At 61.2% G+C, this 26,501-nt stretch carries 23 protein-coding genes and 1 tRNA gene; 21 read left to right on the forward strand and 3 right to left on the reverse strand.

Annotated features, from left to right (window positions below):
• Positions 1 to 23 precede the first annotated feature (23 nt).
• The 17 genes from NZU74_01990 (at position 24) to pufM (ending at position 20,427) form a co-directional block, all read left to right on the forward strand.
• Positions 24 to 932: a hypothetical protein gene (locus tag NZU74_01990; protein MCS6880080.1), complete on the forward strand. Its 909-nt coding sequence runs from the start codon at positions 24 to 26 to the stop codon at positions 930 to 932.
• 41 nt (positions 933 to 973) lie between these two features.
• Entirely contained in the window at positions 974 to 1,888 is a 915-nt protein-coding gene (locus tag NZU74_01995) for a glycosyltransferase (GenBank protein ID MCS6880081.1), read from the forward strand.
• A gap of 60 nt (positions 1,889 to 1,948) precedes the next feature.
• Entirely contained in the window at positions 1,949 to 3,013 is a 1,065-nt protein-coding gene (locus NZU74_02000; protein MCS6880082.1) for a tetratricopeptide repeat protein, read from the forward strand.
• Between the two features lie 160 nt (positions 3,014 to 3,173).
• Positions 3,174 to 4,622, forward strand: a complete 1,449-nt coding sequence (locus NZU74_02005) for a hypothetical protein (GenBank protein ID MCS6880083.1) — start codon at positions 3,174 to 3,176, stop codon at positions 4,620 to 4,622.
• A complete protein-coding gene (locus tag NZU74_02010; protein MCS6880084.1) occupies positions 4,619 to 5,368 on the forward strand; it encodes a methyltransferase domain-containing protein in 750 nt (249 codons plus the stop codon). Before NZU74_02005 ends, NZU74_02010 begins: the two co-directional genes overlap by 4 nt.
• Before the next feature lie 117 nt (positions 5,369 to 5,485).
• Complete coding sequence (locus NZU74_02015) at positions 5,486 to 6,559, forward strand: glycosyltransferase family 4 protein (protein MCS6880085.1); 1,074 nt, start codon at positions 5,486 to 5,488, stop codon at positions 6,557 to 6,559.
• 110 nt (positions 6,560 to 6,669) lie between these two features.
• Entirely contained in the window at positions 6,670 to 7,533 is an 864-nt protein-coding gene (locus NZU74_02020) for a class I SAM-dependent methyltransferase (protein MCS6880086.1), read from the forward strand.
• 46 nt (positions 7,534 to 7,579) lie between these two features.
• A complete protein-coding gene (locus NZU74_02025; protein ID MCS6880087.1) occupies positions 7,580 to 8,641 on the forward strand; it encodes an NAD-dependent epimerase/dehydratase family protein in 1,062 nt (353 codons plus the stop codon).
• Between the two features lie 17 nt (positions 8,642 to 8,658).
• Positions 8,659 to 9,465 (forward strand): WecB/TagA/CpsF family glycosyltransferase, encoded by an 807-nt coding sequence (locus NZU74_02030; GenBank protein MCS6880088.1) that lies wholly within the window; start codon positions 8,659 to 8,661, stop codon positions 9,463 to 9,465.
• Between the two features lie 163 nt (positions 9,466 to 9,628).
• Positions 9,629 to 11,029: a sugar transferase gene (locus NZU74_02035; protein ID MCS6880089.1), complete on the forward strand. Its 1,401-nt coding sequence runs from the start codon at positions 9,629 to 9,631 to the stop codon at positions 11,027 to 11,029.
• Between the two features lie 217 nt (positions 11,030 to 11,246).
• Complete coding sequence (locus NZU74_02040; GenBank protein MCS6880090.1) at positions 11,247 to 12,632, forward strand: glycosyltransferase family 39 protein; 1,386 nt, start codon at positions 11,247 to 11,249, stop codon at positions 12,630 to 12,632.
• A gap of 67 nt (positions 12,633 to 12,699) precedes the next feature.
• Positions 12,700 to 14,058: a hypothetical protein gene (locus NZU74_02045; GenBank protein MCS6880091.1), complete on the forward strand. Its 1,359-nt coding sequence runs from the start codon at positions 12,700 to 12,702 to the stop codon at positions 14,056 to 14,058.
• A gap of 195 nt (positions 14,059 to 14,253) precedes the next feature.
• Positions 14,254 to 14,949 carry a glycosyltransferase family 2 protein gene (locus NZU74_02050; GenBank protein MCS6880092.1) on the forward strand — a complete coding sequence of 232 codons (696 nt, stop codon included), beginning with the start codon at positions 14,254 to 14,256 and terminating at the stop codon, positions 14,947 to 14,949.
• 321 nt (positions 14,950 to 15,270) lie between these two features.
• Positions 15,271 to 16,401, forward strand: a complete 1,131-nt coding sequence (locus tag NZU74_02055) for a hypothetical protein (GenBank protein MCS6880093.1) — start codon at positions 15,271 to 15,273, stop codon at positions 16,399 to 16,401.
• 492 nt (positions 16,402 to 16,893) lie between these two features.
• A complete protein-coding gene (locus NZU74_02060; protein ID MCS6880094.1) occupies positions 16,894 to 18,165 on the forward strand; it encodes a glycosyltransferase in 1,272 nt (423 codons plus the stop codon).
• Positions 18,166 to 18,505: 340 nt separating this feature from the next.
• On the forward strand, positions 18,506 to 19,441 hold the full coding sequence (locus tag NZU74_02065; protein MCS6880095.1) for a photosynthetic reaction center subunit L: 936 nt from the start codon (positions 18,506 to 18,508) through the stop codon (positions 19,439 to 19,441).
• A 65-nt stretch (positions 19,442 to 19,506) separates the two neighbouring features.
• Positions 19,507 to 20,427, forward strand: a complete 921-nt coding sequence (gene pufM, locus NZU74_02070; protein MCS6880096.1) for a photosynthetic reaction center subunit M — start codon at positions 19,507 to 19,509, stop codon at positions 20,425 to 20,427.
• Positions 20,428 to 20,776: 349 nt separating this feature from the next.
• Here the strand turns inward: pufM and NZU74_02075 are convergent, their stop codons facing one another.
• A complete protein-coding gene (locus NZU74_02075; GenBank protein ID MCS6880097.1) occupies positions 20,777 to 21,409 on the reverse strand; it encodes a hypothetical protein in 633 nt (210 codons plus the stop codon).
• A gap of 229 nt (positions 21,410 to 21,638) precedes the next feature.
• Between NZU74_02075 and NZU74_02080 the strand changes: the two genes are divergently transcribed.
• Positions 21,639 to 21,714, forward strand: a tRNA-Gly gene (locus NZU74_02080).
• 282 nt (positions 21,715 to 21,996) lie between these two features.
• Here the strand turns inward: NZU74_02080 and NZU74_02085 are convergent.
• Together NZU74_02085 and NZU74_02090 are read right to left on the reverse strand one after the other, a co-directional pair.
• On the reverse strand, positions 21,997 to 22,419 hold the full coding sequence (locus tag NZU74_02085) for a universal stress protein (GenBank protein MCS6880098.1): 423 nt from the start codon (positions 22,417 to 22,419) through the stop codon (positions 21,997 to 21,999).
• Positions 22,420 to 22,546: 127 nt separating this feature from the next.
• Positions 22,547 to 22,969 (reverse strand): universal stress protein, encoded by a 423-nt coding sequence (locus NZU74_02090; protein MCS6880099.1) that lies wholly within the window; start codon positions 22,967 to 22,969, stop codon positions 22,547 to 22,549.
• A 171-nt stretch (positions 22,970 to 23,140) separates the two neighbouring features.
• On the opposite strand from NZU74_02090, the gene NZU74_02095 reads away from it, so the two are divergent.
• The 3 genes from NZU74_02095 (at position 23,141) to NZU74_02105 (ending at position 26,454) form a co-directional block, all read left to right on the forward strand.
• The gene (locus tag NZU74_02095) at positions 23,141 to 24,403 is read left to right on the forward strand and encodes a glycosyltransferase family 4 protein (GenBank protein ID MCS6880100.1); all 1,263 of its coding nucleotides are present in this window, start codon (positions 23,141 to 23,143) and stop codon (positions 24,401 to 24,403) included.
• Positions 24,404 to 24,621: 218 nt separating this feature from the next.
• Positions 24,622 to 25,563 (forward strand): prohibitin family protein, encoded by a 942-nt coding sequence (locus NZU74_02100; protein ID MCS6880101.1) that lies wholly within the window; start codon positions 24,622 to 24,624, stop codon positions 25,561 to 25,563.
• Positions 25,564 to 25,749: 186 nt separating this feature from the next.
• Positions 25,750 to 26,454, forward strand: a complete 705-nt coding sequence (locus NZU74_02105) for a TIGR04283 family arsenosugar biosynthesis glycosyltransferase (GenBank protein ID MCS6880102.1) — start codon at positions 25,750 to 25,752, stop codon at positions 26,452 to 26,454.
• Positions 26,455 to 26,501: the final 47 nt, after the last annotated feature.

Consider the following 26,501-nt stretch of genomic DNA (forward strand, 5'->3'; position numbering starts at 1 on the left):
ATTTTCGCCTCTGGATATTATGCATGGACCAGGAATGCTACGAAGATCTGGCGCGGCGCCAGTTGGCGAATGTATGCCTGATTGCGTTAGAGGATTTTGAACGTGATGACGCCGCCTTAGTTGCGGTAAAATCAGAACGCTCATTAGCAGAGTACTATTTTACATGCACTCCCTCCTTGCCTCTGTATATCTTTCGGCATTTTCCCGAGCAGAACATTATCACATATCTTGACGCCGATCTCTTCTTCTTGAGCGATCCAGGCCCGCTGTTTGATGAGTTAGGGCCGGGTTCGATTGGAATTATTGAGCACCGATTGCCCGCGGCATTGCGCCACCTTGAGATGTATGGGATCTATAATGTTGGCTGGATTACGTTTCGTCGTGATGAGCAGGGTCTTGCATGTCTGCAGTGGTGGCGCGAGCGTTGTATCGAATGGTGCTACGATCGGGTCGAACCGGGGCGGTTTGCCGACCAGAAGTATCTTGATCACTGGCCAGCGTTGTTTCCAGGCGTCAGAGTATTGCAACACAAAGGCGCCAATGTCGCTCCGTGGAACGTCAGCAGGTATAAACTGACCGTCAGGGGCAGGCAGATATTTGTTGATGATCAGCCGCTGCTTTTTTATCATTTCCATGGCTTAAATCAGGTTCGTCCATGGCTCTATAATCCTCGCCTTTCATACTACCAACTCCAGATGTCTGATGTGTTGCTAAAAGTATACGAGATGTATATTCAGATTTTGCAGCAGAATGTCCATGAAGATGCAACACCAGCGAGCATCCGAATTCCTCAACGTTCGATGTGGAAAACGTATCTGGATGTGCTTCTGGGCCGCTATATTTACGTTGCTGATGGACGGTGCCACCGGACGAACAGCATCGGACCCATGGTGCGCGCTTTGCAACTACTGGCGGCTTCACCTGCTCCATAGTTTGTGAATCGCTCCGGCAAGCCACGTTCCTTGGGGGAAGTATGACCAACCAGGGTTGCGAACCGCTCGTTAGCATCGTCACCCCATCGTATAATCAGGGACGCTTTATTCGCGCCACTATTGAGAGCGTGCTAAGCCAGGACTATCCGCACATCGAGTACTGGGTCATAGATGGGGGAAGTACCGATGAGACCCTGAATGTCCTGCGCAGTTTTGAGGGCGATCCGCGCTTTCACTGGATCAGCGAGCCGGATCGCGGCCAGTCACATGCGATCAATAAAGGTCTGGCCCGCTGCCGGGGTGAGATCTTCAACTGGCTTTGTTCTGATGACTGTCTGACCCCCGGAGCGCTGCGCCGCGTTGCCGATGCATGGTGCGCCAACGGACCGTCGCTCATCTACGGTTACACGCGCTACATTGACGCTGAGGGCAGAGATCTCGGCCGGTATTCAAAAGGAAAACCAAAAGTCTCTGGCGTCTATTGCATGCCGCAGCCATCGGTGTTTTTGCCGCAAAAAGCGGTGAAGGACGTGGGCGGTGTTGATGAGTCGCTTTATTATACAATGGACCTTGATCTCTGGTTGCGATTAATGGGCATGTATCAAGCGGTGCTTTTGCCATATGATCTGTCGCTGTACCGGTTGCACGACACTTCCAAAACCGTTTCCCAGACCTTGGGGTTTTTGAGAGATTTTGAACGCGTTGCCATTCGCGCAGTGCGCCTGGGTCAGGTTAGTTCAATTGAGGCTCAGTGTGAGGTGGATTTGCTTGCATCCGTCATCTATACCACTTCAAAGCAGAAGGATTTACGCAAAGCCTTTCGGCATGCTTTTCGGTCGGTTGCGCGTAACCCGTTGACGTTGCCCGATGTTTTCGCCATTCTCACCAAAGGGGTGGCGCGTCATCTCACAGGTGAGCAGAACTGGACGGTCCTGCGACGGCATCTGGTTGTGTGACGCCGCCTATGGTTGCGCATGGGTGCATTCTCTTCACGCTCTACGTCGCCACGAGCGCGTATGCTCCCCTCATTCAGGGAGAATCGTGCAGGATGCCTCCTGATTGGCGTCTGCGTGCTCGTCGGGTTGGTGGCGCTCTATGCCGCGGCGCCCAGGCTGGCGGGCATGTTTTTTATACAGCGCGGCGCAGCGCTGCTGGCCACGGATCCCGCCGGACAAAACGCCGCCATACTGACGGAATCGCTAAGCAATTTCCAGCGCGCGGCCGATTTACTGCCTGACGATCCCCTGCCGCTACGCTATATGGCCCGGGTCTATCAACTCGACGGACGCGTTGATGAAGCGCTCACGGTTCTTGAAAAGGCTTTGAGTCTCAGACCCGATAGCGTCTTGATCCAGACCGACCTGCTGCGCGCCTATGTTCTTACCGGGCATCCAGATCATGCCCTGGAATTGAGTGCGGCGCTTGGGTATACCCCTGATCGCTTCGTGGTCGTTGGCGATGAGTATCGTCGCAGCGGCGATTATGCTCAGGCGCTGCGCTGGTTTGACGTGGCGGCGTATGCTGATGCCGCCCTGGCTTCGCACATCGTGTTCCATCGCCTGGTGTCGGCGGCGCTTGCGCGTGACCCACAGGCATTTGAGGTGCTGCATGAGGCGCAAACGGAACTGCCCGACCTGCAGGCGCCACAGGTAGGTGTAGCGCCCGTTGCGGTGCCGGGAGCAGCGTTCCGTCGGGTCGAAGCGCTCTCGCAACCGCCGTTTGTCAGTGGCACGCCGTTGAACCACCCTTATGGCGGATCCACGGGCGTCTTCTGGGGCAACGGTCAGGCGACGCTGCTGGTACAGGTTGCGCGATCTGGCGCATATGTGGTTCGAGTAACGGTTGTGAATACTGTTCCCCCCCCGATCCAACTGGCGTTTGGCGCAAATGGCCTTCCACTGCATCAGGTGTCGCTTGTCGCGGGTGATAATACGCAATCTGTGGTGGAGTTTCCAGTCATGCTTACAACACCCCTGTCCACAGTTGATATCTGGTTCTTAAACGACGCGAATGTTCAAGGTCTTGACCGTAATGCATACATTGAGCAGGTAGAGATCCTGCCTGCGCCATCCTCGCAGTAGCGCATGCTATGGAGCGCCTCTGTTTTATCGGTTCGAGGGTGTTGCTGGAAGGAGAAATGGTAATAACTCGAGGTCTCAGGCGTCCGAACCCGGGCTTGCGGCGACGCTCCCGTGAACTCACAACCCGGCGCCGGCCACGTTTCATTGAATTGACGGAGTTATGGCAACACCCGCTAACCCTCCCTTGAGCCAGCGTGAACGTCGTTTCGTACACGTGTTTATTCTCACGTTGGCGATCTGTTATTCTCCGTTCAAAGCGCTGGCCATGCTGGCCCCTTTTATCTTGATTGCCGGGCTGATTTTTTATGTGCAGGCAAGCCCGATCAATCATCTGCTCAAGTACATTATGGCTCTGCTGACTTTCGCCGGCATCAGCGCATTCTATGCGCTGATAACGCCAGCTTTCGATGTGTTCAATGCACTGCTCTTCCTGGTCACCGCGTCGTCGTTTCTGGTGCTGCTCTACGATCTGCGAACCATCGCCACGCCTGCGTTGCTGCAGCGTCTGGTTGTCGTTGTGGTCGTTGTGGTGTGGATCGAGGCATTGCTTGGCATGGCGCAGGGGTTGGCAGGTTTCGCGCGCGCACGAACATTTGACGTGGGCGTTGGCGATATTGTGCGCGGAACAATTGATCCCTTTGTGCTGGCGCCGCCCGCTGCCAGTAATGCGATGTTCGCCATCCTGCTCTCTACCTTGCTGATCTTCCTCGTAGGCTTCTCACCTGCGCGTCTCTCGTTGCCCCGCCTTGTCGCGCTCGGAATCGGGCTAACCGCGTGGGTGATGGCATCCGTGCTGCATACGCTGATCTTCTTCGCTACCGCCGCCTTGCTAAGCGTCCTGCTGCTGGCGCCTCTGGCTATTCCGAAACGCTGGTCGCGCGGGCGATCATCGGGGTGTCTTATTCTTGCCGGCATTCTGCTGCTCACTACGGGGCTGACCGTTACGCTGCTGCCGGCTAACGTGCGTTCCGCTAGAGAGTTTCTTCGTTTAACATTCGTGTTCAGACCTGATGCCCCTTCGGAAAAGACACGTGCAACGTACAACACCCTCGTGCGCTTGCCTGAGCATGTGCCATGGCAACCACTTATTGGCCTCGGACCGGGTCAATATTCCAGTCGCGCCAGTCTGATTCGCAGCGGTCAGTATTTGCAAGGCGGAAGGTTGCCATTGCCAGATCACGCTCATCCTCTCGCCGAGCGCTATATCTTGAGTGAGTGGAGAGCATTTATTGATAGCGCCCGAACAGGCTCAACCTTTTTTCCTTTCTATAGCTGGCTCACAGTTTACGGCGAATTTGGATTGATAGGGTTAACGACAGTTATTCTGTTGATCCTGCTAGCATTGGGGTGCTTCCGCCAGGCGCGCTCGACCGAATTTCCACGCCTGCACCTGGCAATGACCATTTTGTTGCTCTATGTGGCGCTGCTTGGATTTCAGGACAACTACTGGGAGCTTACCCAGGCGATTCTGCCGGCTATGCTGACCTTACGCATTGGATACAGCTACCTGGCCCGCTGTCAGCGTGGATTAGAGTATCCGGCGCGTACACAGAGACCCGAACGCAGCGTTGTAGGCCAGGGTGGCCTTGCCCAGACGGGAAAGCCATGATTGCCAGTGTCAATCTTTGCTCACAATGGCTCTTCACCACCGGTTTAACACGTACATTGCGCTATTCATTTGTCCATCCACGCGCTATTGCCCATCGTGCGCTGTACCGCGCGTTGGTGCGCCTTGCTCCTGCTGCGCATGGCACGCTGCTCGACGTGGGCTGCGGATCCCGGCCCTATGCGGCCCTTTTCGCTCCCTATGTTACACGCCATATCGGGGTGGACGTGCCAACGTCAATGCACAGCAATACGGCTGTAGATGTCATGGGCACCGCTCTTCGGCTCCCGCTGCAATCTGGATCGTGCAACACGGTGCTGGCCACCGAGGTGATGGAACACGTTTCCGACCCTCGAGGGATGCTGATGGAGATCCGTCGCGTGCTTGCTCCGGGCGGGGTTTTGATCCTGAGCGTTCCTCTGCACGAACCGCTCCACGAATTGCCGTATGACTACTATCGGTATACGGATGTAGCCCTGCGCCATCTCTTGACCGAGCAAGGGTTCCTTATAGAGCGGATCGAGCGGCGTGGCGGCCCGATCGCCGTGGTGACGTACCTGTTCTGCGCGTTCCTCTATCGCGCCTATGGCGCCGACGGCTATCCCGCCCGAATGCGCATGCGCCCGCTAGCCGGACCGCCGGTCGTCGCGTTGTGCGCCATCCTTCAGATGATTGCCGCCGGGTTGGATCCGCTGATCCTGGACGACTTCGATACCCTCGGCTTCGTCGTGCTGGCGCGAAAAGCATAGATGAACGTATCCGACACAGGCATGCTCAACCGGAAGTTTAACCTGAATAGCGCCTCGCGACCCGTCGAGGTTGTTTGCGTCGGGCAAGTTCCGCCACCTTATCATGGGCAGGCAGTGATGATAGCCGCCCTTCTGGAAGGAAGCTATCGCGCAATCCGACTCCACCACGTCCCGCTGACGTTCTCGCGGGTGATGGACGAGGTGGGGCGCTTCAGATTGTCCAAACTTATTCATCTGCCCTTCGTTGTCGGGCGGATCTGGCATATCCGGGTCCGGTATGGCGCCCAGGTGCTCTATTACCCTCCGGCGGGCCCCCACATCGTCCCGATCATGCGCGATATCGGCATCCTGCTGCCGACCCGCCCTCTGTTTCCCGCCACGGTCTTTCATTTCCACGCTGGCGGTCTGGGCGCCTTTTTACCCCACTTGCCCGCTCCACTCCGCCTGCTGGCTCGCGTCGCCTACCGGCAACCCGACCTGGCCATCCGCAACTCAACGGCGGCGCCCGATGATGGCGCGGCGCTTGGTGCACGCGCCGAAGCGGTCATTCCCTGTGGCATTAATGATGCGATACCCGAGGGTCCTCCGCTGCGTCCGCCATTAGAGGGACGGCCGGCACGACTGCTGTTCATCGGTGCGCTGCGTCCATCGAAAGGAGTGCTGGTGCTGGTTGAGGCCATTCGGCAATTAGTAAGGGCAGGCTACAACGTGAGCGCGGATCTGGCAGGCGCTCCTATCTCCCCCGGGTTCGAGGCCCGGTTGCGCGAGGTTATTGTCGCTTCTGGCCTGAGCGAACATGTGCGACTCCGCGGTGTGCTCACCGGTCCGGCCAAAGATGCCGTCTACCGCGCCGCCGATATTTTTTGCTTCCCGACCTTCTACGAGGCTGAGACCCTCGGCGTGGTCGTTCTTGAGGCGATGCAGTATGGGTTGCCAGTTGTAGCTACCCGCTGGCGGGGAGTGGTTGATCTGGTCAGGCCCGGCGTCAATGGGCTCCTGGTGCCACCGTGCGATCCCCACGCTCTCGCCGGCGCCGTCGCGGAACTGTTGGACAACCCGGCGGAGATGCGGCGCATGGGCGCCGCCGGTCGGGCCATCTACCTGGAACGGTTTACGCTGGAGAGGTACCGCGCCGATATCGAGGCGGCACTGGTAAACGCCTGGAATATGGCGCAGAAGGTGATTCGATGATGCAACCACATCTGCGACCGAGTTGCTTACAGCGGGGACGCGGCGCCGTGACTGACAGGTTCGGGCCTATATGCGACGTGCGGCATAGCTGCAACTCTTCTGGATGAACCATGAACACCTGGAATCCTTCCCCACAATATCAAAAAATTGCCAGAGCAAACCAGCAGTATTATGCAAAGACGGCGCATCTCTATGATCAAACCGAAACCTGCGCCACAAATGTGATTTTGCAACAACATCTTGAGCGTGATCTTGATGACGTTCTCAGATTGATCGGGAAACCATATCATACCATTGAGGCTCTTGATGCATGCGGCGGATCGGGCAACGTTTCAATTAAACTGCTGCGTCGCGGCGTTACGACGATCACCTGCGACATTTCAATCGAAATGCTCAAAATCTGTCGGGATCGCTGCATCGCTGAGGACTTGCCCTTTAGAGTCGTCTGCGCTGAAATTGCAGGCTTTCTGGAAGCCACGCCCAGAAGGTTTGATCTGATCGTGTTCTCTTCGGCGCTCCATCATCTCGAAGACATTGATGGGGTCCTGAATCTGGCGATCCGTAGCCTCAAGCCCGGAGGTGTTATCTTTTCCACCTTTGATCCATCGGCCCATCTTCCGCGCTACGTCCATTGGATTACCTGGCTTGACTACGTGTGGTTCAAGATCTTCTGTCAACCCACTGACGTGAAAGCTGCTGTCATCCGTCGTCTACGGCGCACCCTGGGACAAGTCTCATCCAAGGATCAGGCTGATCTGGCCGATGAGAACCTGGGATACCTCGCTGAGTATCACGTTGAGCATGGGATCGATGATCGGGCGCTGGTCGAGCGCCTTCGAGCGCGAGGGGTTGAGATCGTGCGGCACGAACGTGAAGCTGGCGCTCGCTTTGCACTTACCCGAGCCATGCTCCGAGCGCTTGGGGTGACTACAACGTTTAAAATGGTTCTACGCGTTCCTGAACAGGGGCGGTAGACCTGGCGCGTGTTCCGGGAACGTTGTCAAGTTAGGAGCGACTAGTGTGAGCGTTGCGATTATTACGGGATCTGCCGGTTTAATCGGCTCCGAGGCTGTCGCGTACTTTGCGGCCCGAGGTCTGGAGATCGCCGGGATCGACAATGATATGCGGCGCTACTTTTTCGGCAATGAGGCTTCGACGCGCTGGAACCAGCAACGTCTGCAGCGGGAGGTGCGCGGGTATACCCACTACGATGTTGACATTCGTGATCGGGAGGCGGTTGAACGGATCTTCGCGCGGTACGGGAGGCAAATCGCGCTGGTGATCCACGCCGCGGCCCAGCCTAGCCACGACTGGGCCGCTCGCGAGCCGCTTACCGATTTCGCCGTGAATGCTACCGGGACGCTTCACCTCCTCGAAGCCACTCGCCGTTACGCTCCTGAGGCGGTCTTTATCTTCACCTCGACGAACAAGGTGTACGGTGATGCGCCAAACCGCTTGCCCCTGGTGGAGCAGGAACTGCGCTGGGAGATTGATCCCGCCCATCCCTACGCCGGTGGAATCAGCGAAGATATGTCAATTGATCAGAGCCTGCACAGTCTCTTCGGCGCCTCGAAGGTTGCCGCCGATGTGCTCGTGCAGGAGTACGGCCGCTATTTCGGGATGCGCACCGCCTGTTTTCGCGGCGGGTGTCTCACCGGCCCCAACCATGCCGGGGCCCAGCTTCATGGCTTCCTGGCCTACCTGATGCGCTGCACAATGACCGGGACGCCCTACACGGTTTTTGGTTACAAAGGCAAGCAGGTGCGCGACAATATTCATAGCGCCGACCTGATCCGAGCCTTTGATGCGTTCTTCCGGCAGCCAAGGGTTGCCGAGGTCTATAACATCGGCGGCGGACGCGAGAGTAACTGCTCGATGCTTGAAGCCATCCAGATCTGCGAGCGTATTACCGGCAAGACCTTGCGCTGGAGTTACTCGGAGACGAACCGGGTCGGCGACCATATCTGGTGGATCAGTGATTTGCGCCGGTTTAAGTCGCACTACCCCGAGTGGCGCCTGGAGTACGACGTGCCGGCGATTTTGCGCGAGATCTATGAAGTCAATCGCGAGCGCTGGCGCTAAGAAGGCGGGGATCCACGATGATCGATCAAGGAAAGCGTAATCTCCTCGGAGTCCTGATAGATGCTGTAGACTATGAGGCGGCGGTGGAGCGCGTGCTCGCCGCGGCACGGGCGCGACGATCCTTTGCCCTGTCCGCCCTGGCGGTCCATGGGGTAATGACCGGCGTTCTTGATGCCACCCATCGCTACCGTCTGAACCGACTCGATCTGGTGGCGCCCGATGGCCAGCCGGTGCGCTGGGCCTTGAATGTATTGCATCATGCGCGGTTGCCTGACCGGGTATACGGGCCGACGCTGACCTTAATGGTCTGCGAAAGGGCGGCCGCTGAAGAACTGCCGGTCTACTTCTACGGCAGCCGCGCTGAAGTGCTGGAACGCTTGACGCAGCGCCTGCAGGCGCGGTTCCCCGGGCTGATCATTGCTGGCGCGCAACCCTCCCGCTTCCGCCAGGTAACGCCCGATGAGCAGCGCGCTATCGCGGCCGCCATCGCCGCGAGCGGCGCGGCGATTACCTTCGTCGGTCTTGGATGCCCGCGCCAGGAGGTGTGGGCATATGAACACCGCGAACTGCTTTCTATGCCGGTGCTTGCCGTGGGAGCAGCCTTCGATTTTCATGCCGGCACGCTGCCGCAGGCACCGGCCATCCTGCAACGCGTCGGTCTAGAATGGGCCTTTCGCCTGGCGCAAGAACCCCGCCGTCTCTGGCAACGCTACCTCTATCTCAACCCGTTGTACCTCTGGATGGTTCTGTTGCAGGCAACGGGGATCACCCGGTTTGATCCTGACCGCGCCATAGCGCCCGAGGCGCCGCTGTGTTACGGATAACGCCACGTTTTTCATCGCAGGGCCGCCGCTCGCTTCATTGCCTGATACGCATAACCGTGGTACACTATCGCGGCTTGATGAGCGAGTTGTCATCTGATCCACAACGCTGTGCGATCGGACCACGTATTTCGTCGATCGCTGTCACAGGACACCAGGTGGCCCTATGCTCGAACGGTTACGTTATCGGGTCATCGGAAGCGTTCTCGCCTGGGATCTGGCGCTCACGCTCTTCACCCTCTATATCGCTTCGCACATTCGTATAACCCTCGAATTCGGCCTGGATCTGCCTGCCGAGGCGGCCCAGTTGCCCTGGCAGATCTACCTCGCTGTAGCCCTGATCTGGCTGGTGGTCTTTCTCTTGCTTACACCGCAACGGGCGCTGTTCACCCGCAGCCTCCTGGAAGCGATTGGCCGTCTGATAGGCGCAGTGGTCCTTGCTTCGGCCAGTTTCGCCGGGTTGCTCTATCTCTCGCTGCGCGAGGTCTCGCGGTTGCAGTTCCTCTACTTCGTTGCGCTAAACCTTAGCGTCTTGCTCATCTTTCACCTTGGCGTGCGAGCCTACGCCTATTCGCGCAACCGCCTGCATACTCGACGCCGAGCGCTGGTAGTGGGCGATGTCAGCACGGCTGAACGCCTCGCCGATGAGTTTAGTCGCCGCCCCTGGACAGGGGTGACCGTTGTGGGCTATACCAGTGACGCGCTGGATGCGCCGGGGCGCGTGCCGCGTCTGGGGTCCGTGGAAGAGACCCTCCGGTTGATCCATCAGCATCAAGTAGATGAAGTGATCTTCGCCCTGCCCTACCAGCAGCAGGAACGGGTGGCCCGGCTCTCGCTCAGCCTGCTGCAGGAGCCGGTCATGGTGCATATGGTCCCCAGCGTGCTGGACCTAATCTTCGCCCGCACGCCTGTGGAAACCGTCGGCGGTATTCCGCTGATCAGTCTGCGCGAGTCGGCCCTTACCGAGCCGCAGCGGATCCTCAAACGCCTCTTCGATATCTTCGCCAGCGCCACATTGCTGCTCCTCCTGTCACCCTTGATGCTGCTGATCGCCCTGTTGATCAAGCTGGAATCGCCCGGTCCGGTCTTTTTCATGCAAGAGCGGATCGGTGAGCAAGGGCGCCGATTCAAGATGATCAAGTTTCGTAGCATGTATCAGGATGCCGAGCGTCGCTGGCACGAGGTGGCCAGACGTGATGAACAGGGCAATCTGATCCATAAGATGGAGGATGACCCGCGCGTTACCCGCATCGGGCGCAAGTTGCGCCGCACCAGTCTTGATGAGTTGCCGCAGTTGATCAATGTGCTGCGGGGTGAGATGAGCCTCGTTGGCCCGCGGCCAGAGATGCCCTACGTCGCCGCCGAGTACCAGCCCTGGCAGTGGCAGCGTTTCCGCGTCCCTCCGGGCATCACCGGCTGGTGGCAGGTCAACGGGCGAAGCGATAAACCAATGCACCTGCACACGGAGGACGATCTGTACTATATTCAGAACTATTCTTTCTGGCTCGATCTGCGAATCCTCTTCAAGACGCTGATTGTGGTCTGGCGAGGCGAGGGAGCCTACTGACATGAAACGCGGATGGCCTGGAATGGGGCGTAGACCGATTCCTGGCATAGTGCGTCTTGCTGATGATCGCTCGCGTACGACCGGCGCGACCAGGGAGAGCAACAGGCCCCTTGAACCAGGCTGCCAGCTGGCGGATTGGGAGGCGGAACAACTTGCACCCGAGGTGAGCGCCCCGGCCACGTTGCCGCGCTCCGGAGTGAACCGCCCCTTTTCAAGCGTGACCATTGCTCTCATTGGGCAGACTCTCCTGCGCTGGCTGCTGCCGCTGGCGCTCATACACGGGTTGCTGTACCTGTTGATGGTTCCACCCTGGCAGCACTATGACGAGCCGAGCCACTTTGAGTACGCGATGCAGATCGCCCTCGGTGAAGGCGCAGCACCGGGCGGCAAGTCGGTCCAGCTCAGCCATGAAATCGCCGACTCGATGTATCGCCACCGCTTCTGGCCGCCAGGAGTGCGCCCGGACCTGCTGGGACCGGAGCCGGCGCCCGTGGGGGAAAATCAGCGCATTCACCCGCCTCTGTACTATACGCTGATTGCCTTCCCCCTTCACCAGATACGCTATCTGGCGGTGGAAGCTCAGCTCTACCTCGCACGGGCCATCAGTGTTCTGTTCTATACCCTGACCGTTCTTGCCGCCTGGCGTATAGCCGTTACCGTCACACCGGACGAGCCGGCGCTCCAGATTGCGCTTCCCCTCCTGGTGCTGCTGACCCCGACGTTTGCCGATCTTATGACGGCGGTGAACAACGACGTCCTTGTCAATATGGCTGCAACAGCGGCCATCCTCGGCACAGTGCAGTTAATCCGTGACGGCCCGCGTCCGTCGGCTCTGGCCCTGGCCGTTCTCGGGTTGATTGTAGCTGTGCTTGCCAAGCGCATCGGTCTGGTCCTGGTCCCGCTGATTGGATTTGCGCTGCTATCGTCGCTGCACCGCCGTCCCGTGCGGCGCCGCCTGGTTGCCGGCATCGGCCTGGTAATGCTCGCCGTTGCCGGCATTGCCGCATTCCGGCCCGTGACCGTTGAGGGCCCCAGCGGCCCGCACCTTGTCCTCGCTGCTCGTTCCTGGCTTGCCGCGCTCGATGCAGCCTATCTGCGGCTGGATATAGACAACTGGATTCGCTCAGTGAGCGATCCCGATCTGATTGGCGAACGCTACCGGTACCTGATCTACGTTGCCTTCACCAGTTTCTGGGCGCGCTTTTCCTGGGGGCAGGCGTCGGCGGGACCCGTCTGGGACTGGGTGTTTGCCTTCCTGGCGCTGGCCGCGATGCTCGGTCTGGCGCGGGGCTTCCTGACGGCGCGCCGGGCATTGCCACTATGGCAACAGCGCTGCATGTGGCTGTTCTTCGGCGCGGTCACCCTCGGCTGGATGGCTCTCTTCGCCCGGCTGCATCCCTTGCCGCCGCTGGAATTTGAGGTGTATATTCCACGAGGACGCTACATGTTCTGGGCCATCGTTCCAACCCTCTGGCTGCTACTGGTAGGCCTGCGTCTCCTGCTTCCCGCTGGCTGGCGCATTGCTGGAACCTGGCTTCTGGTGGCGTTGTTCGTCATCTTCGATCTGGTTGCCCTTGTGACAATCGCCACGACCTTGCGTTGACGCCTCGCAACCCATCTGCTACAATCCCCCGGCGTGTGCGCCTGGATTAACCATTTCGGCACTGTCTATGGAACAAGAGATCGATCTCCGCCCCTACGCGCAGGCCGTGCTGCGCCGCTGGCGCTGGATCGCCCTCGCGGTGCTGGCAGCCGTGGTGGTTGCGGCAATCATAACCATGACCCAGCCACGCCTGAGCCGCGCCCGCGCCTCCGTGTTGATTGATCCGGTTATCTCGCAGGTGGTGCTGGATGGACGCTTTACCGAGCGTGATACGGGCATGTTCACGAACGCGAGCACCCGCCGCCAGGCCTTGATCGATCTGGCCTCCAGTCCGGTGCTGGAGGCGCGAGTTCTGGAACAGCTCGGGCAGCCGGATCTCCAATCGGGCGATCTGTTGCCCCGGGTGGAAGTGCGCGCCACCAGCGACCTGCTGACTATCACAGCCACCGGTACAGACGCCGCTGAAGCCGGACGGCTTGCGCAGCTCTGGGGCCAGACGTATGAAGCCCTGGTCAGGGAGTTGTACGGTGGAGGATCGCTCGGCGTTGAGCGGATTGACCAGGAGCTGAACGACGCCCGCGCGCGCCACGCCGAGGCCCGGCGCGCCATTGACGCCTTCCTCAGCCAGGGTGAGCTCACCCGCACCTCTCAGGAAGTGGCACGACTGCGGGAATTGCTGGCCGCATCTCGCCAGGCGCAGCAGGAACTCTACCGTGCCTACCTCTCGCGTATCCAGCAACTGAGCCTGGTGCTCGAAGATGCGCGCATCCTGCGCGCCCAGATTGAGCGTGGCGAGGGTGCGCCCGCCGACGCGCTGGCCGCCCTGGTGGTGCGCCTCCGCGCTGCTGGCGGCGAAAACCTTCCGGTGGATCTGACGATCAGCAGTCCTGAGACGCTCACGAGCGGTCGTGAGGCTGCTCTGAGCGACCTCGAACGCCTGACTGCGGTGATTGAGAGCGAGCGCGACCGCCTGGTGCGTGAGACAGAACAAGTCGCTGCGGCCATCGTCGCTGGCGACGCCTCCGCAGTGGGACTGGATGCCGAGACTCGCTCGCGCTATGAGCGCGAACTGGCTGCCGCTGAGGGTCGGCTGGCTGATCTAATGTCCGAGCAGCGCGTCTTGAGCCAGACGCTCGATCTGGCGCTGAATACCCTCTCGGTGTTGCAGGCCAAACGCGATGAGCAGGTGATTGCTCAGGCGACTTCCAGCGTCTCGGTGCGTTATCTGGGCGATGCTCCGGTGTCCCCGTCTTCACGCGCCGTTCTGCTGGCACGCAATGGGCTGATCGCCGCGGTGCTGGCGGGCTTTCTGGTGATCACCCTCATTCTCGTTCTGGAGATTGCGCGCCAGGTGCGGCAGGCGCCCGCACCCCCACCCGCACCGCGCGGCGAACCCGCTCCCGAGCAGCCATCGGCTTCGGATTGATGGTTTGTGGTTCTCACCCTCCCTCTCCACCAACGGTGGAGAGGGAAGGGGGCAGGGGAAGGGTGAGGAGCAATCCCCCCCCTGACGGTTGAAGGAGTTTGGAGAAAGCCGGTTTCCCCATTCTCCTGCCTGGCGGGGCGAAAAACCTTATCTCCCTACGCAGGCGATTACTGTGAACCTCGGTGATACGCCGCTATGAACGATCGTCCCCTCCTCTCCATTATTATGCCCTGCTACAATGAGGCAGCCACGCTGCCCCAGATCCTGGACCGCGTGTACGCAGTGGATCTGGATAAAGAAGTCATCGCCGTTGATGACCATTCCGCTGACGCCACGCTCGAAGTGCTGCGCGCCGAGGCCGCGCGCCGTCCACGTCTGACAGTGATCAGTCATCCCCGGAACCGCGGCAAGGGCGCGGCCGTGCGCAGCGGCCTGGCCCATGCCCGTGGGCAGATCACTATCATCCAGGACGCTGATCTGGAGTACGATCCGGATGACTACTACGCTCTCGTGAAGCCTATCGTTGACCGGCGCGTGGATGTGGTCTTTGGCAGCCGCTTTCTAGGCAGCCACACGGGGATGTACTTCTGGAACGCGATTGGCAACAAAGGGCTTACCTTCCTGACTAACTTTCTCTTCAACTGCTGGATCTCGGATATGGAAACGTGCTACAAAGTGATGCGCACGGAGATTATCCGCGAGTTGAACCTGGAGAGCAACGATTTTCGTCTCGAGCCGGAGATTACCGCCAAGGTGCTCAAGCGCGGTCATCGCATCCTCGAAGTGCCGATCACTTACATCGGTCGCACCTATGAGGAGGGCAAGAAAATGAAACCCAGCCAGGGCTTTTATGCTATTCTGGCCCTCTTCCGGTACCGGTTCACCGATTAACTGAAAAAACGCCGCTGGCGAGCGCCGTCACTCGACCGACCGGCACGGCCTGTCAACCATCTTTGGTCTATGCATGCACGCACCACATTCCTCCACCTGGCGCTCTTCACTATGCTGCTGGCGGCGTTCTTTGCTCCGGACAGCAATGCGCCCACTGCAGTGAGACCATCATATCGGGTCTATGCGCCCCAGATCTGGGGAACCGATGCGCGGAGCGTTCTTGGCCTGGAAGTGGCGAGCGTCCCCGCCGGGGACAGGCTGCGAGCTCTGGCGGGCCTGCGACCGAACTGGATTCGTCCGCGTGCGTTGAGGTGGAAAGATGTGGAACCTACGCGCGGCGGCGGCTACCGCTGGGACGCTCCCGCCGTGCGCGCTCTGGAGGAGGAGCTGGTTCGCGCCAGCCAGGCCGGGTTGCCCGTGATCCTGGTGCTCCACGGCAGCCCTGCCTGGGCCGTGGTCCCGTACCAGGCCGATTGTGCTCCGATTGCCCCCGAGTTTCATCCAGATTTCGCTCGCTTTGCAGCCGAGGCGGCGCGGCGCTACAGCGCGCCGCCGTTCAACGTGCGCTTCTGGGAGATCGGCAATGAGCCTGATGCTTTCATCTTTGCCTCGGATTCTCCTTACGGCTGCTGGGGGCGAGTTGATGAACCACTCTACGGCGGACAGGCCTTCGGAGCTTTGCTGAACGCGGTCTATCCGGCCATCAAGGGCGTCAATCCGGAGTTGCAGGTCATTCACGGCGGACTGCTGCTCGACCGGCCCTACAATTCGAGCACTGACCAGGGCCGTTCCGCCCGCTTCCTGGAAGGGGTGCTTGAGGCCGGTGGCGGACGGTCCTTCGATATCCTGGCTTTCCATAGCTACAGTTACTACAATGGCACGCCCGATGGCACGGCAGGACCCGAGGATTGGAAGCCCGCCTATCTGCGCGGCCTGCTGGCGCGCTATGGTCTCACGAAACCGTTGATCAAGACCGAAAGCGCCCTGCTCTGCCTGGCAGCCAGTCCAGAGTGCGCGCAGGCTCAGGCAGACGCCATCCCTCGCCTCGCGGTGCGCGCGCTCCGCGACGATCTGCTGAGCTCCGTCTGGTACATCTACGACTCGGATAGTTTCCACCGCACGGCCCTGCTGGAGCCAACCAGCCCGGACGTGCTGCGGCCAGCTTATACCGCCTTTGCCTACGCGGCGCGGGCGCTGGGCGGGTATCGCTACGACGCGCCGGTCCCCGATCTGGCGCTGGCTGAAGGTCACCGTCTGAGACGGGGACGGGAGGCGCTCATCGTAGTCTGGGCAAACGCGCCCCGGCAGGTGAGCCTGCTCCTGGGCCAGGCAACCAGTCTGCACTGCGCCGAGGCCGATGGCAGGCTGTTTCCCTGTGTCGCCGAGCGGGGGCGCCTCATGCTTATGGCTGCGCCGGCGCCGCGCTATATCTCATTTTTGGCCTCGAACTAATGTAGAGTAAGTTTCCTGGCCTTTCCGCCCCCCTCCCAGCCTCCCCCTGCCAGGGGAAGGCGGCAGACGCCCTCCTCCCTACTCCGGGGGTATGTATAAACCAAGGCCTGAGTTGTGCGATTGCTCTACTGATGGTATAACAGAACAGCAGCGATACACCCGTAGCCCATGAGCAGCCAAGGCTGTCCTGGGCAGAGAAAAGCCTCGATGGCGGGCGGAAGGGACGCACTGGCAGCCGTCCTTTCCGCCCCTTTTTGCGCCGCTCCGGCCTTATGTGATGGCGGATTGTGGATTTTGGATTTGCGATTGCGATCCAGCTAGTCCCGGTGATCAGACCGGGCGATGATGCAGATCACAGTCTTCAACAGGAATTGGCATAAATCTCGGCGGACGCGACGGGAGGGGACGTGGGAGGATGCCAGACCTCTCCTGTCACAAGCAGAGCGTCGAGACACAAGCAGGCAAGGGCTTGTATCACCAAGGAGAGCACTGGTGCGCATTGCAATGATCAGCGTGCACAGCAGCCCGCTGGCGCGCCTGGGGAGCAAGGAAGCCGGTGGCATGAACGTCTATGTGCGCGAACTGGCCCGCGAGCTGGGCAGTCGCGGCATTCCAGTAGATATTTTCACCCGCAGTCAGGAAGCGGCTTGCCCAACGGTGGAGGCGCTAAGTTGCGGGGTGCGGGTGATCAACCTGCACACCGGTCCAGCGGCGCCGTATGACAAAAATTGGGTGCTCACCTATCTGCCTGAGTTCGTCAGCCGGATGCGCTGCTTCGCCGAGGGCGAGGATCTGACCTATGATCTGATCCACAGCCACTACTGGCTTTCAGGTGAGGCGGCGCTGCGGTTGCGCTGTAGCTGGGGTGTGCCAGTCGTGCACATGTTTCACACCCTCGGAGCCATGAAAAACCAGGTGGCCCGAAGCAGCGACGAGAGCGAAAGCGGGCAGCGCATCGCCATCGAGCGGCGCCTGCTGCACGAGGTTGATGCGGTGGTCGCCGCGACGCCCCTCGACCGGGCGCAGATGGTCTGGCACTACGGCGCCGACCCGCGGCGCATCCACGTCGTCCCCTGCGGCGTGGATCTGCGGCGTTTTCGGCCCCGGCCACAGGCCGAAGCGCGGGCTGAACTGGGCCTGCCCGCAGAGGAGCGGCTGCTGGTGTGCGTGGGGCGCATGGAGCCGTTGAAAGGCATGGACGGGCTCATCCGCGCCCTGCCGCTGATTCTGGCCCGGGGCATCGGGGCGCGCGTCTTGCTGATCGGCGGCGACGATGAGCGCCACCCGGCGCGCTGGAACGCCGAACAGCGCCGACTCGCCGCCTTGCGCCGCGAACTGGGCGTTGCTGAACGGGTGCGCTTCCTCGGCGCGCAGCCCCAGGAACGGCTGCCGGCATACTTTGCCGCCGCTGATGTAGTAGTGGCGCCTTCGCATTACGAATCCTTCGGTCTGGCGGCTCTGGAGGCAATGGCCAGCGGCGCCGCGGTGGTCGCCAGTCGCGCCGGGGGCCTGGCGCTGACGATTGAAGATGGGCGCAGTGGATTGCTTGCGCCGCCTGACGACCATCATGCCCTGGCAGCGCAGATCCTGCGCGTGCTGGAAGATCCCGCCCTGGCCAGGGCATTACGAGCCGGAGCGCGCCGACGGGCTGAGGAGTATGGCTGGGACGCGGTTGCCCGGCGCATCGGCGCCCTCTACGAGCAGGCTATTGCCGAGCGGCTGGCGGCCTGGGCGGCCCGGCGCCCACTGGCTCAGGTATCGTAGGGACCCGCCGCCTTCCCGACGCGCCACCTGAACAACGCTAACGCGAACCCCTTGCCCAATGGTTATCTATATGCAATCTACGGTGAAGAAGTTCCGGCGGCCCAGCGGGCCGCCGGAACGATTCCGGCGCGTTCTGATGCTAAGAAAGAGTTGCGCTTCGTTGCTTGACAAGCCCATAGCGGCGTATTATACTTTGTCTGAACGCTTGGCTTTTTGCATTTTCTGCAATTATCATGCCCTCGTGCATATCGAACCTGGCGGCGCAGGGAGCAGGCTGACCCCGCCCTGGTCGCGGCGATCCACCCCTTCGCGACTGAGCCTTCTGGAAAGGTAGCCGGCTATGAGTAGAGCCAAGGCCAAAGACCCTCGCTTCCCCGACTTTTCGTACACTGTTGAGGAGGGCGCCCGCGCCACGCGGGTGCCTGGCGGGCGAACGATTGAGGAATTGGAGCCCGAGTACAAGATCAAAGGCCGGACCACCTTCAGCGCCCTGTTCAAGACTGACCCCTTTGATTTCTGGGTCGGGCCGTTCTACGTTGGCTTCTGGGGGTTAGTATCGGTCCTGGGGATCATCTTCGGAACCTATTTCTACATTGACGCAACCATTCTGCGCGGGCCGTACTCTTATCCTCAGAACTTCTTCGCCGGGCGCATTGATCCGCCCCCCGCCGAGGTGGGCCTGGCCCTCGTCGGCCCCGGGCAACCGGGCTTTGCCTGGCAGATGACGGTGTTCTTCGCCACCCTGGCCTTCTTCGGCTGGCTGATGCGCCAGGTTGACATCAGCATGAAGCTGCGGATGGGCTATCACATCGCAGTGGCCTACGGCGTGGTCTTCTCCTCCTGGCTGACGTTGCAGATCATCCGCCCGATCCTGCTGGGGCAGTGGCACGAAGGCTTCGTGCTGGGCATTATGCCCCATCTGGACTGGGTCTCGAACTTCGGCTACCGCTATAACAACTTCTTCTATAATCCCTTCCACGCTCTGGGGATCACCGGGCTCTTTGGCTCCACATGGCTGCTGGCCTGCCACGGCTCGCTGATTCTGAGCGCGGCGCAGTATCGCGGCCCAGAAGGCGGGGATATCGAGAATATGTTCTTCCGCGATACGATTATTTACTCCATCGGCGAGTCGGGCATCCATCGCCTTGGCTTCATCTTCGCCTGTGGCGGCGTGCTCTCGGCCAATCTCTGCATCTTGTTCTCGGGCTGGCCGGTGCAGGACTGGGTGAGCTTCTGGAACTTCTGGAATACGTTGCCCTGGTGGAGTGGAGTGTAGGGCCGGCCGGAAGCTGCAGGCTGAAGGCTACAGGCTGAAGGCTGTACACCCTAGAGGGAATGACTATGGCTACGGTGAATACCACACCCGGCGATCTGGAACTGGGGCCGCGAGATAAGGGGCGCATCGGCAGGCCTATCGAGTTGCCCATCCTGGAGAACTTCGGTCTTGACAGCCAGATCGGCCCGACCTACATCGGTTTCTGGAACCTGACCGCGTATATTACCGGCGGCCTGTTCTTCTTCATCTGGCTGGTCGTGATGGCTTCCCAGGTGGGCTGGAACCCGCTCGCCTTCGCCAAGTATTTCTTCGTGCTCCAGATTGACCCGCCGCCGGCTGGATACGGGCTGGGCTGGGCGCCGCTGGAACAGGGCGGCTGGTGGTTGATTTCCACCTTCTTCCTCACCATTTCCATCTTCGCCTGGTTGATGCACCTGTACACCCGCGCGGTGCGCCTGGGCCTGAAACCCTACCTGGCCTACGGCTTCACCGGGGCGATTATTCTCTACCTGGTGATCTACATCATCCGCCCGATGTGGATGGGCACCTGGGCCGAGGCCCCGCCCCACGGCCTCAAGGCGCTGCTTGACTGGACCAATAACGTCAGCGTGCGCTACGGCAACTTCTACTACAACCCGTTCCACATGCTCTCGATCTTCTTCCTGCTCGGTTCGACGGTGCTCCTGGCGATGCACGCCGGCACGATATGGGCCCTCGAAAAATACGCCGCCCACGAGGAGTGGCAGGAGATCCAGTCCCCCGGCACGGGCACCGAGCGCGCGCAACTGTTCTGGCGCTGGTGCATGGGCTTTAATGCCAATGCCTACTCCATCCATCTGTGGGCCTTCTGGTTCGCCTGGTTGTGCGGCGTTACCGGCGCGATCGGGGTGTTCCTCTCGATGCCCGATTTTGTGAATAACTGGTACCAGTGGGGCGTCGAGGCCGGCATCAACTATCCGGATACGCTGCCGCCGACGTTGCCCTGATCGCTGTTCTCGTTACTGAACCTTCTCCACCTCCCCCCCCCACCCCCGCGACACCTCTCCCGCCAGAGGTGTCGCGGTGTTTTCCGGCTCTCGCCACCGGGAGAAGGGTCGGGAAACCAGGTTTCCTCATGCCTCCGCCCGATGCGCCAGGGGCGCCTGCGCCAGCGCCGTGCGCGCCAGAGCGGGGCGACCTGGTCTCCCCGGGCCGCCGCCCAGGGAGAGGGACCGGGAGGGCTCCGTCCTCCCGGCCTCATACTAATTCCTGTTTGTGCATGGGCAACATTGCCCGGTCTGATTGGAACGACGTATACGGCAATCCAACATCCACAATCCAAAATCCGAAATGATATTACATCGCGTCCGGCACGGCTCCCGTATCGAACTCTCGCCCCAACGCCTCGGCTACGGCCACGGCCACCTCTTCCAGATCGGCCGCGTCGGCGGCGCTGTCAACGATCCACACCTGGGAGCCGACGATGAGTTCCAGCGCCACAATCGGGCGCACGCGGCGCAACATGCCCGTCGCCAGCGGGCGCCGGCGCAGGCGCAGGCCGCTGACCCGGTTGAAGGGAATGCGCTGCTCGCGAACCTTGCCCACCCGGCTGCTCTGGGTAAAGGTGATCGCCTCCTCCCCGGCGTCAATCACAATGCAGTTACGCGTGGTGAGCACAGCATAGCCGCCCACCAGACGCTGGTACCCGAACCCGCCCAGCAGCCCCCCCAGCACCGCCGCCAGCGCCGCCGCGGCAAAGCCCGCGCCCGCCCCGGCGCTGATCAGCCCGCTCAGGGCGATCAGCGCTCCTACGACCAGGAGCGCCACCCCGCCGCCGATGATGCCAAAGGCTGCTGGCCGGTTCAACTCTGGACGCGACTCCAGCGCCAGCCGGCCCGGCGCCCGCTCAGCGATGCGATAATACGGGCTTTCGCCCAACCGACGGCCCAGGCGCTGCTGCGTGCCCTCAATCAGGATTGTTCTGGCCATGCCATTGATCCCTGAAAATGGGGAACCCGGGGTTACCCACGCCCCTGCCGCGGGCAGGCCGCAGCAATCCCTCCACCGGCTGGCGGAAGGTGGGGAACCCGGCGTTCCCCACGCCCCTGCCCGATTAGAAGCGCTGTGAAGCAACCCTGGGGATTGCACCACAGGCGGCAAGCTCTATTTTTACCGGATTTGCATTTTTGCTCAAGCTGTGGTATACTCTTCAGCGTCAGCGGGAGTGGCTCAGTTGGTAGAGCGACACCTTGCCAAGGTGTAGGTCGCGGGTTCGAATCCCGTCTCCCGCTCCAGTATCAACCGTCTGCGTTCAATGGTGAACGCAGGCGGTTTTTTTGCGCCACGCGATTTACCGCAGAGCACGCAGAGAAGCGCAGAGTCCGCCCTTGTGAAACCCTCTACACCCCTCCGCGGCCTCTGCGGCGAGCAGGTGTGCGGGAGATGCGTACCCTCTAACGTTTCTCGACAAGATTGCCCCGCAGCGATGGCGGCGCGAAAGCAGCCAGCCTCACGGCTCAGGGTCCTCGGTGGATCAAGCCATTCCAGTCAATGCTCCCGGTGCATCACTCTGCCCGCTATTTGACCACCAGCACCGGGCACGGGGCCCCCTGGGTGACGGCCATGCTGACACTGCCCAAGGTAAGCCCGACCCAGGGGCTGCGCCCGCGCGCGCCGATCACCAGCAAGTCCGGGCGATACACCTCTACACACCTCAGAATTGCGTCGGCTGCCGTTCCGGCTACGACGTCCGTGGCCACCTCGACGACCCCCAGATCGCGCATGCGGCGCGCGGTATCTTGCACCAGAGCGCTGGCCTCTTCCCAGCGCTCGTCCAGCACGTCATCCAGACGCAACCCTGTCGCCTCATCGGGCGGGGGGCCGCAGGCATGCACCACAATCACCCGCGCCGCGTAACGGCGCGCCAGAGAGATTGCCAGAGCGGCTGCCCGTTCGGCAGGGGCTGAGCCGTCCGTCGCGAGCATAATGGTCTGGAACATGGCTGTTCTCCGCACTGATGTGAACACAATTGGGCGCGTCCAGTGTGGGCGGAACAAGGTAGTGCGGGGAGGCTCAGCCTCCCCGCGCTCCTTCAGATGGCAACGCAGCCCATCTGGAATGATTTTTTTATTTCACCACCAGCACTGGGCAGCTCGCCCGCTGCGTAACCGCCAGGCTGACGCTGCCAAGCACCAGACCTTTCCAGGGGCTTTGCCCGCGGGCGCCAATAACCAGCAAATCGGGCGCGCGTGTTTCTACGACTGCGAGGATCACCTCACTGGCCGGCCCTTCGATCACATCGGTTTCGACCTCGGCGACACCCATCTCACGCAGCCGTTTGGCCACATCTTCCACCAGGCCGCGCGACTCTTCCAGCACCGCGTGCAGCGCCTGGCTATAGTTCGGCTCGCCGAGAATGTCCGGCAGAGACGCCATCGCGTGCAGCACCAGCACCCGCGCCCCGTAGTGCCGGGCCAGCGACGCGACGTAGTCAACGGCCCGCTCGGCCGCAGCGGACCCATCGGTGGCCAGAATAATGTTGCGAAACACGGTGAACCTCCATTGGTTCTGGCTGTGCTCCAGAGCACAGCAACCTACCCCACCCTCGCGGGTGATCATGGTTATGGTACCATTAAGCGGCGTCGCGATGCGTTATCATCGTGTCACGGGCAGTTCAGGCACATCTACGCACGCCGTTGCGGATCAGAAAGTGAGTGATGTATGCATCCCCCTCAGGCGCGGATCGGTTTCATCTCCACCCGGCTCGCCGGCACTGACGGTGTTTCCCTCGAAGCGGCAAAATGGGCCGCGCTTCTAACCGGAATGGGGCATCACTGTTTCGCCTTTGCCGGGGAGTGCGACTGGCCCGCCGATCACGCCTATGTCGTCGCCGAGGCCCATTTCAACCACCCGGATGTCCAGGCGGTGCAGCGCGATCTGTTTGACGACTATCGCCGCTCGCTTGAAACCTCGGCCCGGGTGCACCGGCTCAAGGAGCATCTGAAGACCCATCTGCGCACCTTCCTCAACCTCCACCGTCTCAATCTGCTGATCGCGGAAAATGTGCTCTCGCTGCCGATGCACGTGCCGCTCGGGCTGGCCCTGACCGAACTGATCGCCGAGACCGGCATTCCGGTCATCGCCCACCATCACGATTTTGCCTGGGAGCGCGAGCGCTTCAACGTGCACGCCGCAAGCGACTACCTGCGCGCGGCCTTTCCGCCGGCGCTGCCGTCAATCCGCCACGTGGTGATCAACTCATTTGCCGCCCGCCAGATGGCCATGCGGATCGGCGAACGCTCGACGCTGATCCCCAACGTGATGGACTTCGACACGCCGCCCCCTCCGCCAGCGCACACGACCGGCGAGCTGCGCGCGGCGCTGGGGGTAGGCGCCGACGAGCACCTGCTGCTGCAACCCACGCGCATCGTGCCCCGCAAGCGCATCGAGCACGCCATTGAACTGGCGCGCCGTCTGGAGCGGCCCTGCGCCCTGGTCATCTCGCACGCCGCGGGCGACGAGGGCCAGAGTTACGCCGAGTATTTGCGCGAGTACGCCCGGATCCTGGGTGTGCGCGTCATTTTTGCCGCCGAGACGATTAATTATCAAGCGCGGCTGACGCCTGCCGGTCGGCGCGTGTATGCTCTGGCCGATGTCTACCGCGCCGCCGACCTGGTGACTTACCCGTCTGCTATCGAGGGCTTTGGCAATGCCTTCCTGGAGGCGATCTACTACCGTCGCCCCCTGATCATGCGCGACTACGAAATCTTCCAGGTGGACATCAAACCCAAAGGCTTCCGCGTACTGGTGTTTCAGGATTTTATCCCCGCAGAGATTGTGGAAGCCACCCGCAGGCTGCTCGACGATCCGGCCCTGCAGTCCGAAATCGTTGAACTGAACTATGCTATAGCTCGCCGCTACTATTCGTATCGGGTGCTGGAACGGCACCTTGCCGTGCTGATGAATGCCTGTCTGGGCACGTAATTGCGCCTGTTCCTGTGCTGACACGCAGCAATCGGCTCGCGGGTTCGAGAGGGCGCGCCCCTTCCAGAGGAGCCTTTCCTGCATCCCCTCTCGCGCAACCCTGCTCCACGCGCGGTCGTCTATGCAATAATATGAGAAAGGGCGTGTTTCACCATTGGCGGCCGCCTGGATGGGCATCGCCCGCTTACACCGTTATTCACCCTGGATAGGAAAAAGCTATGTCTCAGTCTTTTTCGAGCGGACCCGGGCAGGGATTGCGGGGGCCACGAGGGCTGCCCTACGGGACGCTGACGTTGATCGCCGTCGTAGGCGCCATCGCCATTTTTGCGCTGTTCAATGCCACCACCGTGGTTGATGCCGGCACCCGCGGCGTGGTCAAGACCTTCGGCGAGGTGACCGGGGTTTTCGACGAGGGGTTGCACTTTCGGGCGCCCTTCATCACCGAAGTTGTCCCGGTAGACGTCAAGACCCAGCGGCTCACCTCCGAGTCGTCGGCGGCGTCGCGGGATCTGCAGATCGTGACCACCCAGGTGGTGCTCAACTACCGTGTGGATCCCGACTCGGTCGCCACGCTGGTGCGCGAGATCGGGGTTGACTACGAGGCGAAGATCATTGACCCCGCCATCCAGGAGTCGGTCAAGGCCGCGACGGCCCAGTTCACCGCCGAGAATCTGATCACTCAGCGGCCGTTAGTCTCAGATTCGATCCGTCAGGTGCTCAACGAACGCCTGACCCCTCGCGGCATCATCGTGGAGGAGGTGTCGATCACCGAGTTCAACTTTAGCGAGGAGTTCAGCCGGGCGATTGAGGCCAAGCAGGTAGCCGAGCAGGATGCCCTGCGGGCGGAGCGCGAGTTGCGCCGGGCGCAGATCGAAGCCCAGCAACAGGTGGCCCGCGCCGAGGCTGAAGCCGAGGCCCGCCTGCAGATCGCCCGGGCCGAGGCCGAGGCGCTGCGCCTCCAGCGTGAAGTGATTTCGCCCGAATTGCTGCAACTGCGCTTTATCGAACGCTGGAACGGGGTTCTGCCACGTTTTATGAGTGGAGATACGGGGTTGATGCCGCTGATCAACATTCCGGCCAGCGAGCTGGAAGAGACGCCCGCGGCGACCAACTCGCCCGCGCCGACCACGGCCCCTGCCGGCGAACCGGTCAATCCGTAGAAGCAACGCGTTGTACAGCCGTGGACCGGGTAATAGTAATAGAGGGACGAAGCACCCTCAGGCAGCCCCGGCGGTGGTCTCGTTATAGTGATTCTGGGGTCTCCCTGATCTCCCCGCGTGGCGGGAGCGTCTGGGATGGCAAAGCCCTCCCTCATCTTCGATATGCTGAGTCAGAAAAGTCCCTGTATGTCGCACCTGAGCTTTAGCGTCATCATTCCCACCCTGAACGAAGCGCGCAATATCGCCGGTTGTGTGGCCGCCGTGCGGGCCCTCGATCCGAACGTTGAGATTATCGTCGCCGATGGGGGCAGCACCGACGGCACCCCGGAACTGGCCGCCGCTGCGGGGGCGCTCGTTATCGCCGCGCCGCGGGGCCGTGGTTCCCAGTGCAACGCTGGCGCAGCCCGCGCTGGCGGCGATGTGCTGGTGTTCCTGCACGCCGATACGACCCTGCCAACAGATGCTTTTGTGCTCTTGCGGGACATCCTTGCCGATCCGGAGGTGCGGATCGCCAAGTTTCGCCTGAGCTTCGATGTCCAGCACTGGCTGCTGGATATCGCTGCCCGTCTGATGTGGTTCGACTCCCTGCTGACCAGTTTTGGCGATCAGGGGATCGTCATCAGGCGCGACTTTTTCGCTGAACTGGGCGGCTTCCCCGACTGGCCGCTCTTCGAGGACGTGCGCCTGTTCGAACTGGCGCGGGCGCGGGCCGAGGTCTATGTCGTGCCTGCCAAAGTGGTCACCTCGGCGCGCCGCTTTCTGGAAAACGGCGTGCTCTGGCAACTCCTGCACGACCTCTGGCTGTGGCTGCAGTATCTGTTCGGCGTCTCACCGTATGAACTGTCGCAACGCTACGAGCGAGGCCGCGCGGAACTCCGCGGGATGGTCTAGCGCCATTTTGGATTTTGGATTACCGTAAATAGCGTTCTGATGAGACG

This window comes from Chloroflexaceae bacterium (genome assembly GCA_025057155.1).
Classification (GTDB): Bacteria; Chloroflexota; Chloroflexia; order Chloroflexales; family Chloroflexaceae; genus JACAEO01.

What these genes read in the sequence shown, in the direction of transcription:
- NZU74_01990 (MCS6880080.1), top strand. Translation starts at nt 24, where the DNA reads ATGGACCAGGAATGCTACGAAGATCTGGCGCGGCGCCAGTTGGCGAAT.
- NZU74_01995 (MCS6880081.1), top strand. Translation starts at nt 974, where the DNA reads ATGACCAACCAGGGTTGCGAACCGCTCGTTAGCATCGTCACCCCATCG.
- NZU74_02000 (MCS6880082.1), top strand. Translation starts at nt 1,949, where the DNA reads ATGCTCCCCTCATTCAGGGAGAATCGTGCAGGATGCCTCCTGATTGGC.
- NZU74_02005 (MCS6880083.1), top strand. Translation starts at nt 3,174, where the DNA reads ATGGCAACACCCGCTAACCCTCCCTTGAGCCAGCGTGAACGTCGTTTC.
- NZU74_02010 (MCS6880084.1), top strand. Translation starts at nt 4,619, where the DNA reads ATGATTGCCAGTGTCAATCTTTGCTCACAATGGCTCTTCACCACCGGT.
- NZU74_02015 (MCS6880085.1), top strand. Translation starts at nt 5,486, where the DNA reads ATGATAGCCGCCCTTCTGGAAGGAAGCTATCGCGCAATCCGACTCCAC.
- NZU74_02020 (MCS6880086.1), top strand. Translation starts at nt 6,670, where the DNA reads ATGAACACCTGGAATCCTTCCCCACAATATCAAAAAATTGCCAGAGCA.
- NZU74_02030 (MCS6880088.1), top strand. Translation starts at nt 8,659, where the DNA reads ATGATCGATCAAGGAAAGCGTAATCTCCTCGGAGTCCTGATAGATGCT.
- NZU74_02035 (MCS6880089.1), top strand. Translation starts at nt 9,629, where the DNA reads ATGCTCGAACGGTTACGTTATCGGGTCATCGGAAGCGTTCTCGCCTGG.
- NZU74_02045 (MCS6880091.1), top strand. Translation starts at nt 12,700, where the DNA reads ATGGAACAAGAGATCGATCTCCGCCCCTACGCGCAGGCCGTGCTGCGC.
- NZU74_02050 (MCS6880092.1), top strand. Translation starts at nt 14,254, where the DNA reads ATGAACGATCGTCCCCTCCTCTCCATTATTATGCCCTGCTACAATGAG.
- NZU74_02065 (MCS6880095.1), top strand. Translation starts at nt 18,506, where the DNA reads ATGAGTAGAGCCAAGGCCAAAGACCCTCGCTTCCCCGACTTTTCGTAC.
- pufM (MCS6880096.1), top strand. Translation starts at nt 19,507, where the DNA reads ATGGCTACGGTGAATACCACACCCGGCGATCTGGAACTGGGGCCGCGA.
- NZU74_02075 (MCS6880097.1), bottom strand. Translation starts at nt 21,409, where the DNA reads ATGGCCAGAACAATCCTGATTGAGGGCACGCAGCAGCGCCTGGGCCGT.
- NZU74_02085 (MCS6880098.1), bottom strand. Translation starts at nt 22,419, where the DNA reads ATGTTCCAGACCATTATGCTCGCGACGGACGGCTCAGCCCCTGCCGAA.
- NZU74_02095 (MCS6880100.1), top strand. Translation starts at nt 23,141, where the DNA reads ATGCATCCCCCTCAGGCGCGGATCGGTTTCATCTCCACCCGGCTCGCC.
- NZU74_02100 (MCS6880101.1), top strand. Translation starts at nt 24,622, where the DNA reads ATGTCTCAGTCTTTTTCGAGCGGACCCGGGCAGGGATTGCGGGGGCCA.
- NZU74_02105 (MCS6880102.1), top strand. Translation starts at nt 25,750, where the DNA reads ATGTCGCACCTGAGCTTTAGCGTCATCATTCCCACCCTGAACGAAGCG.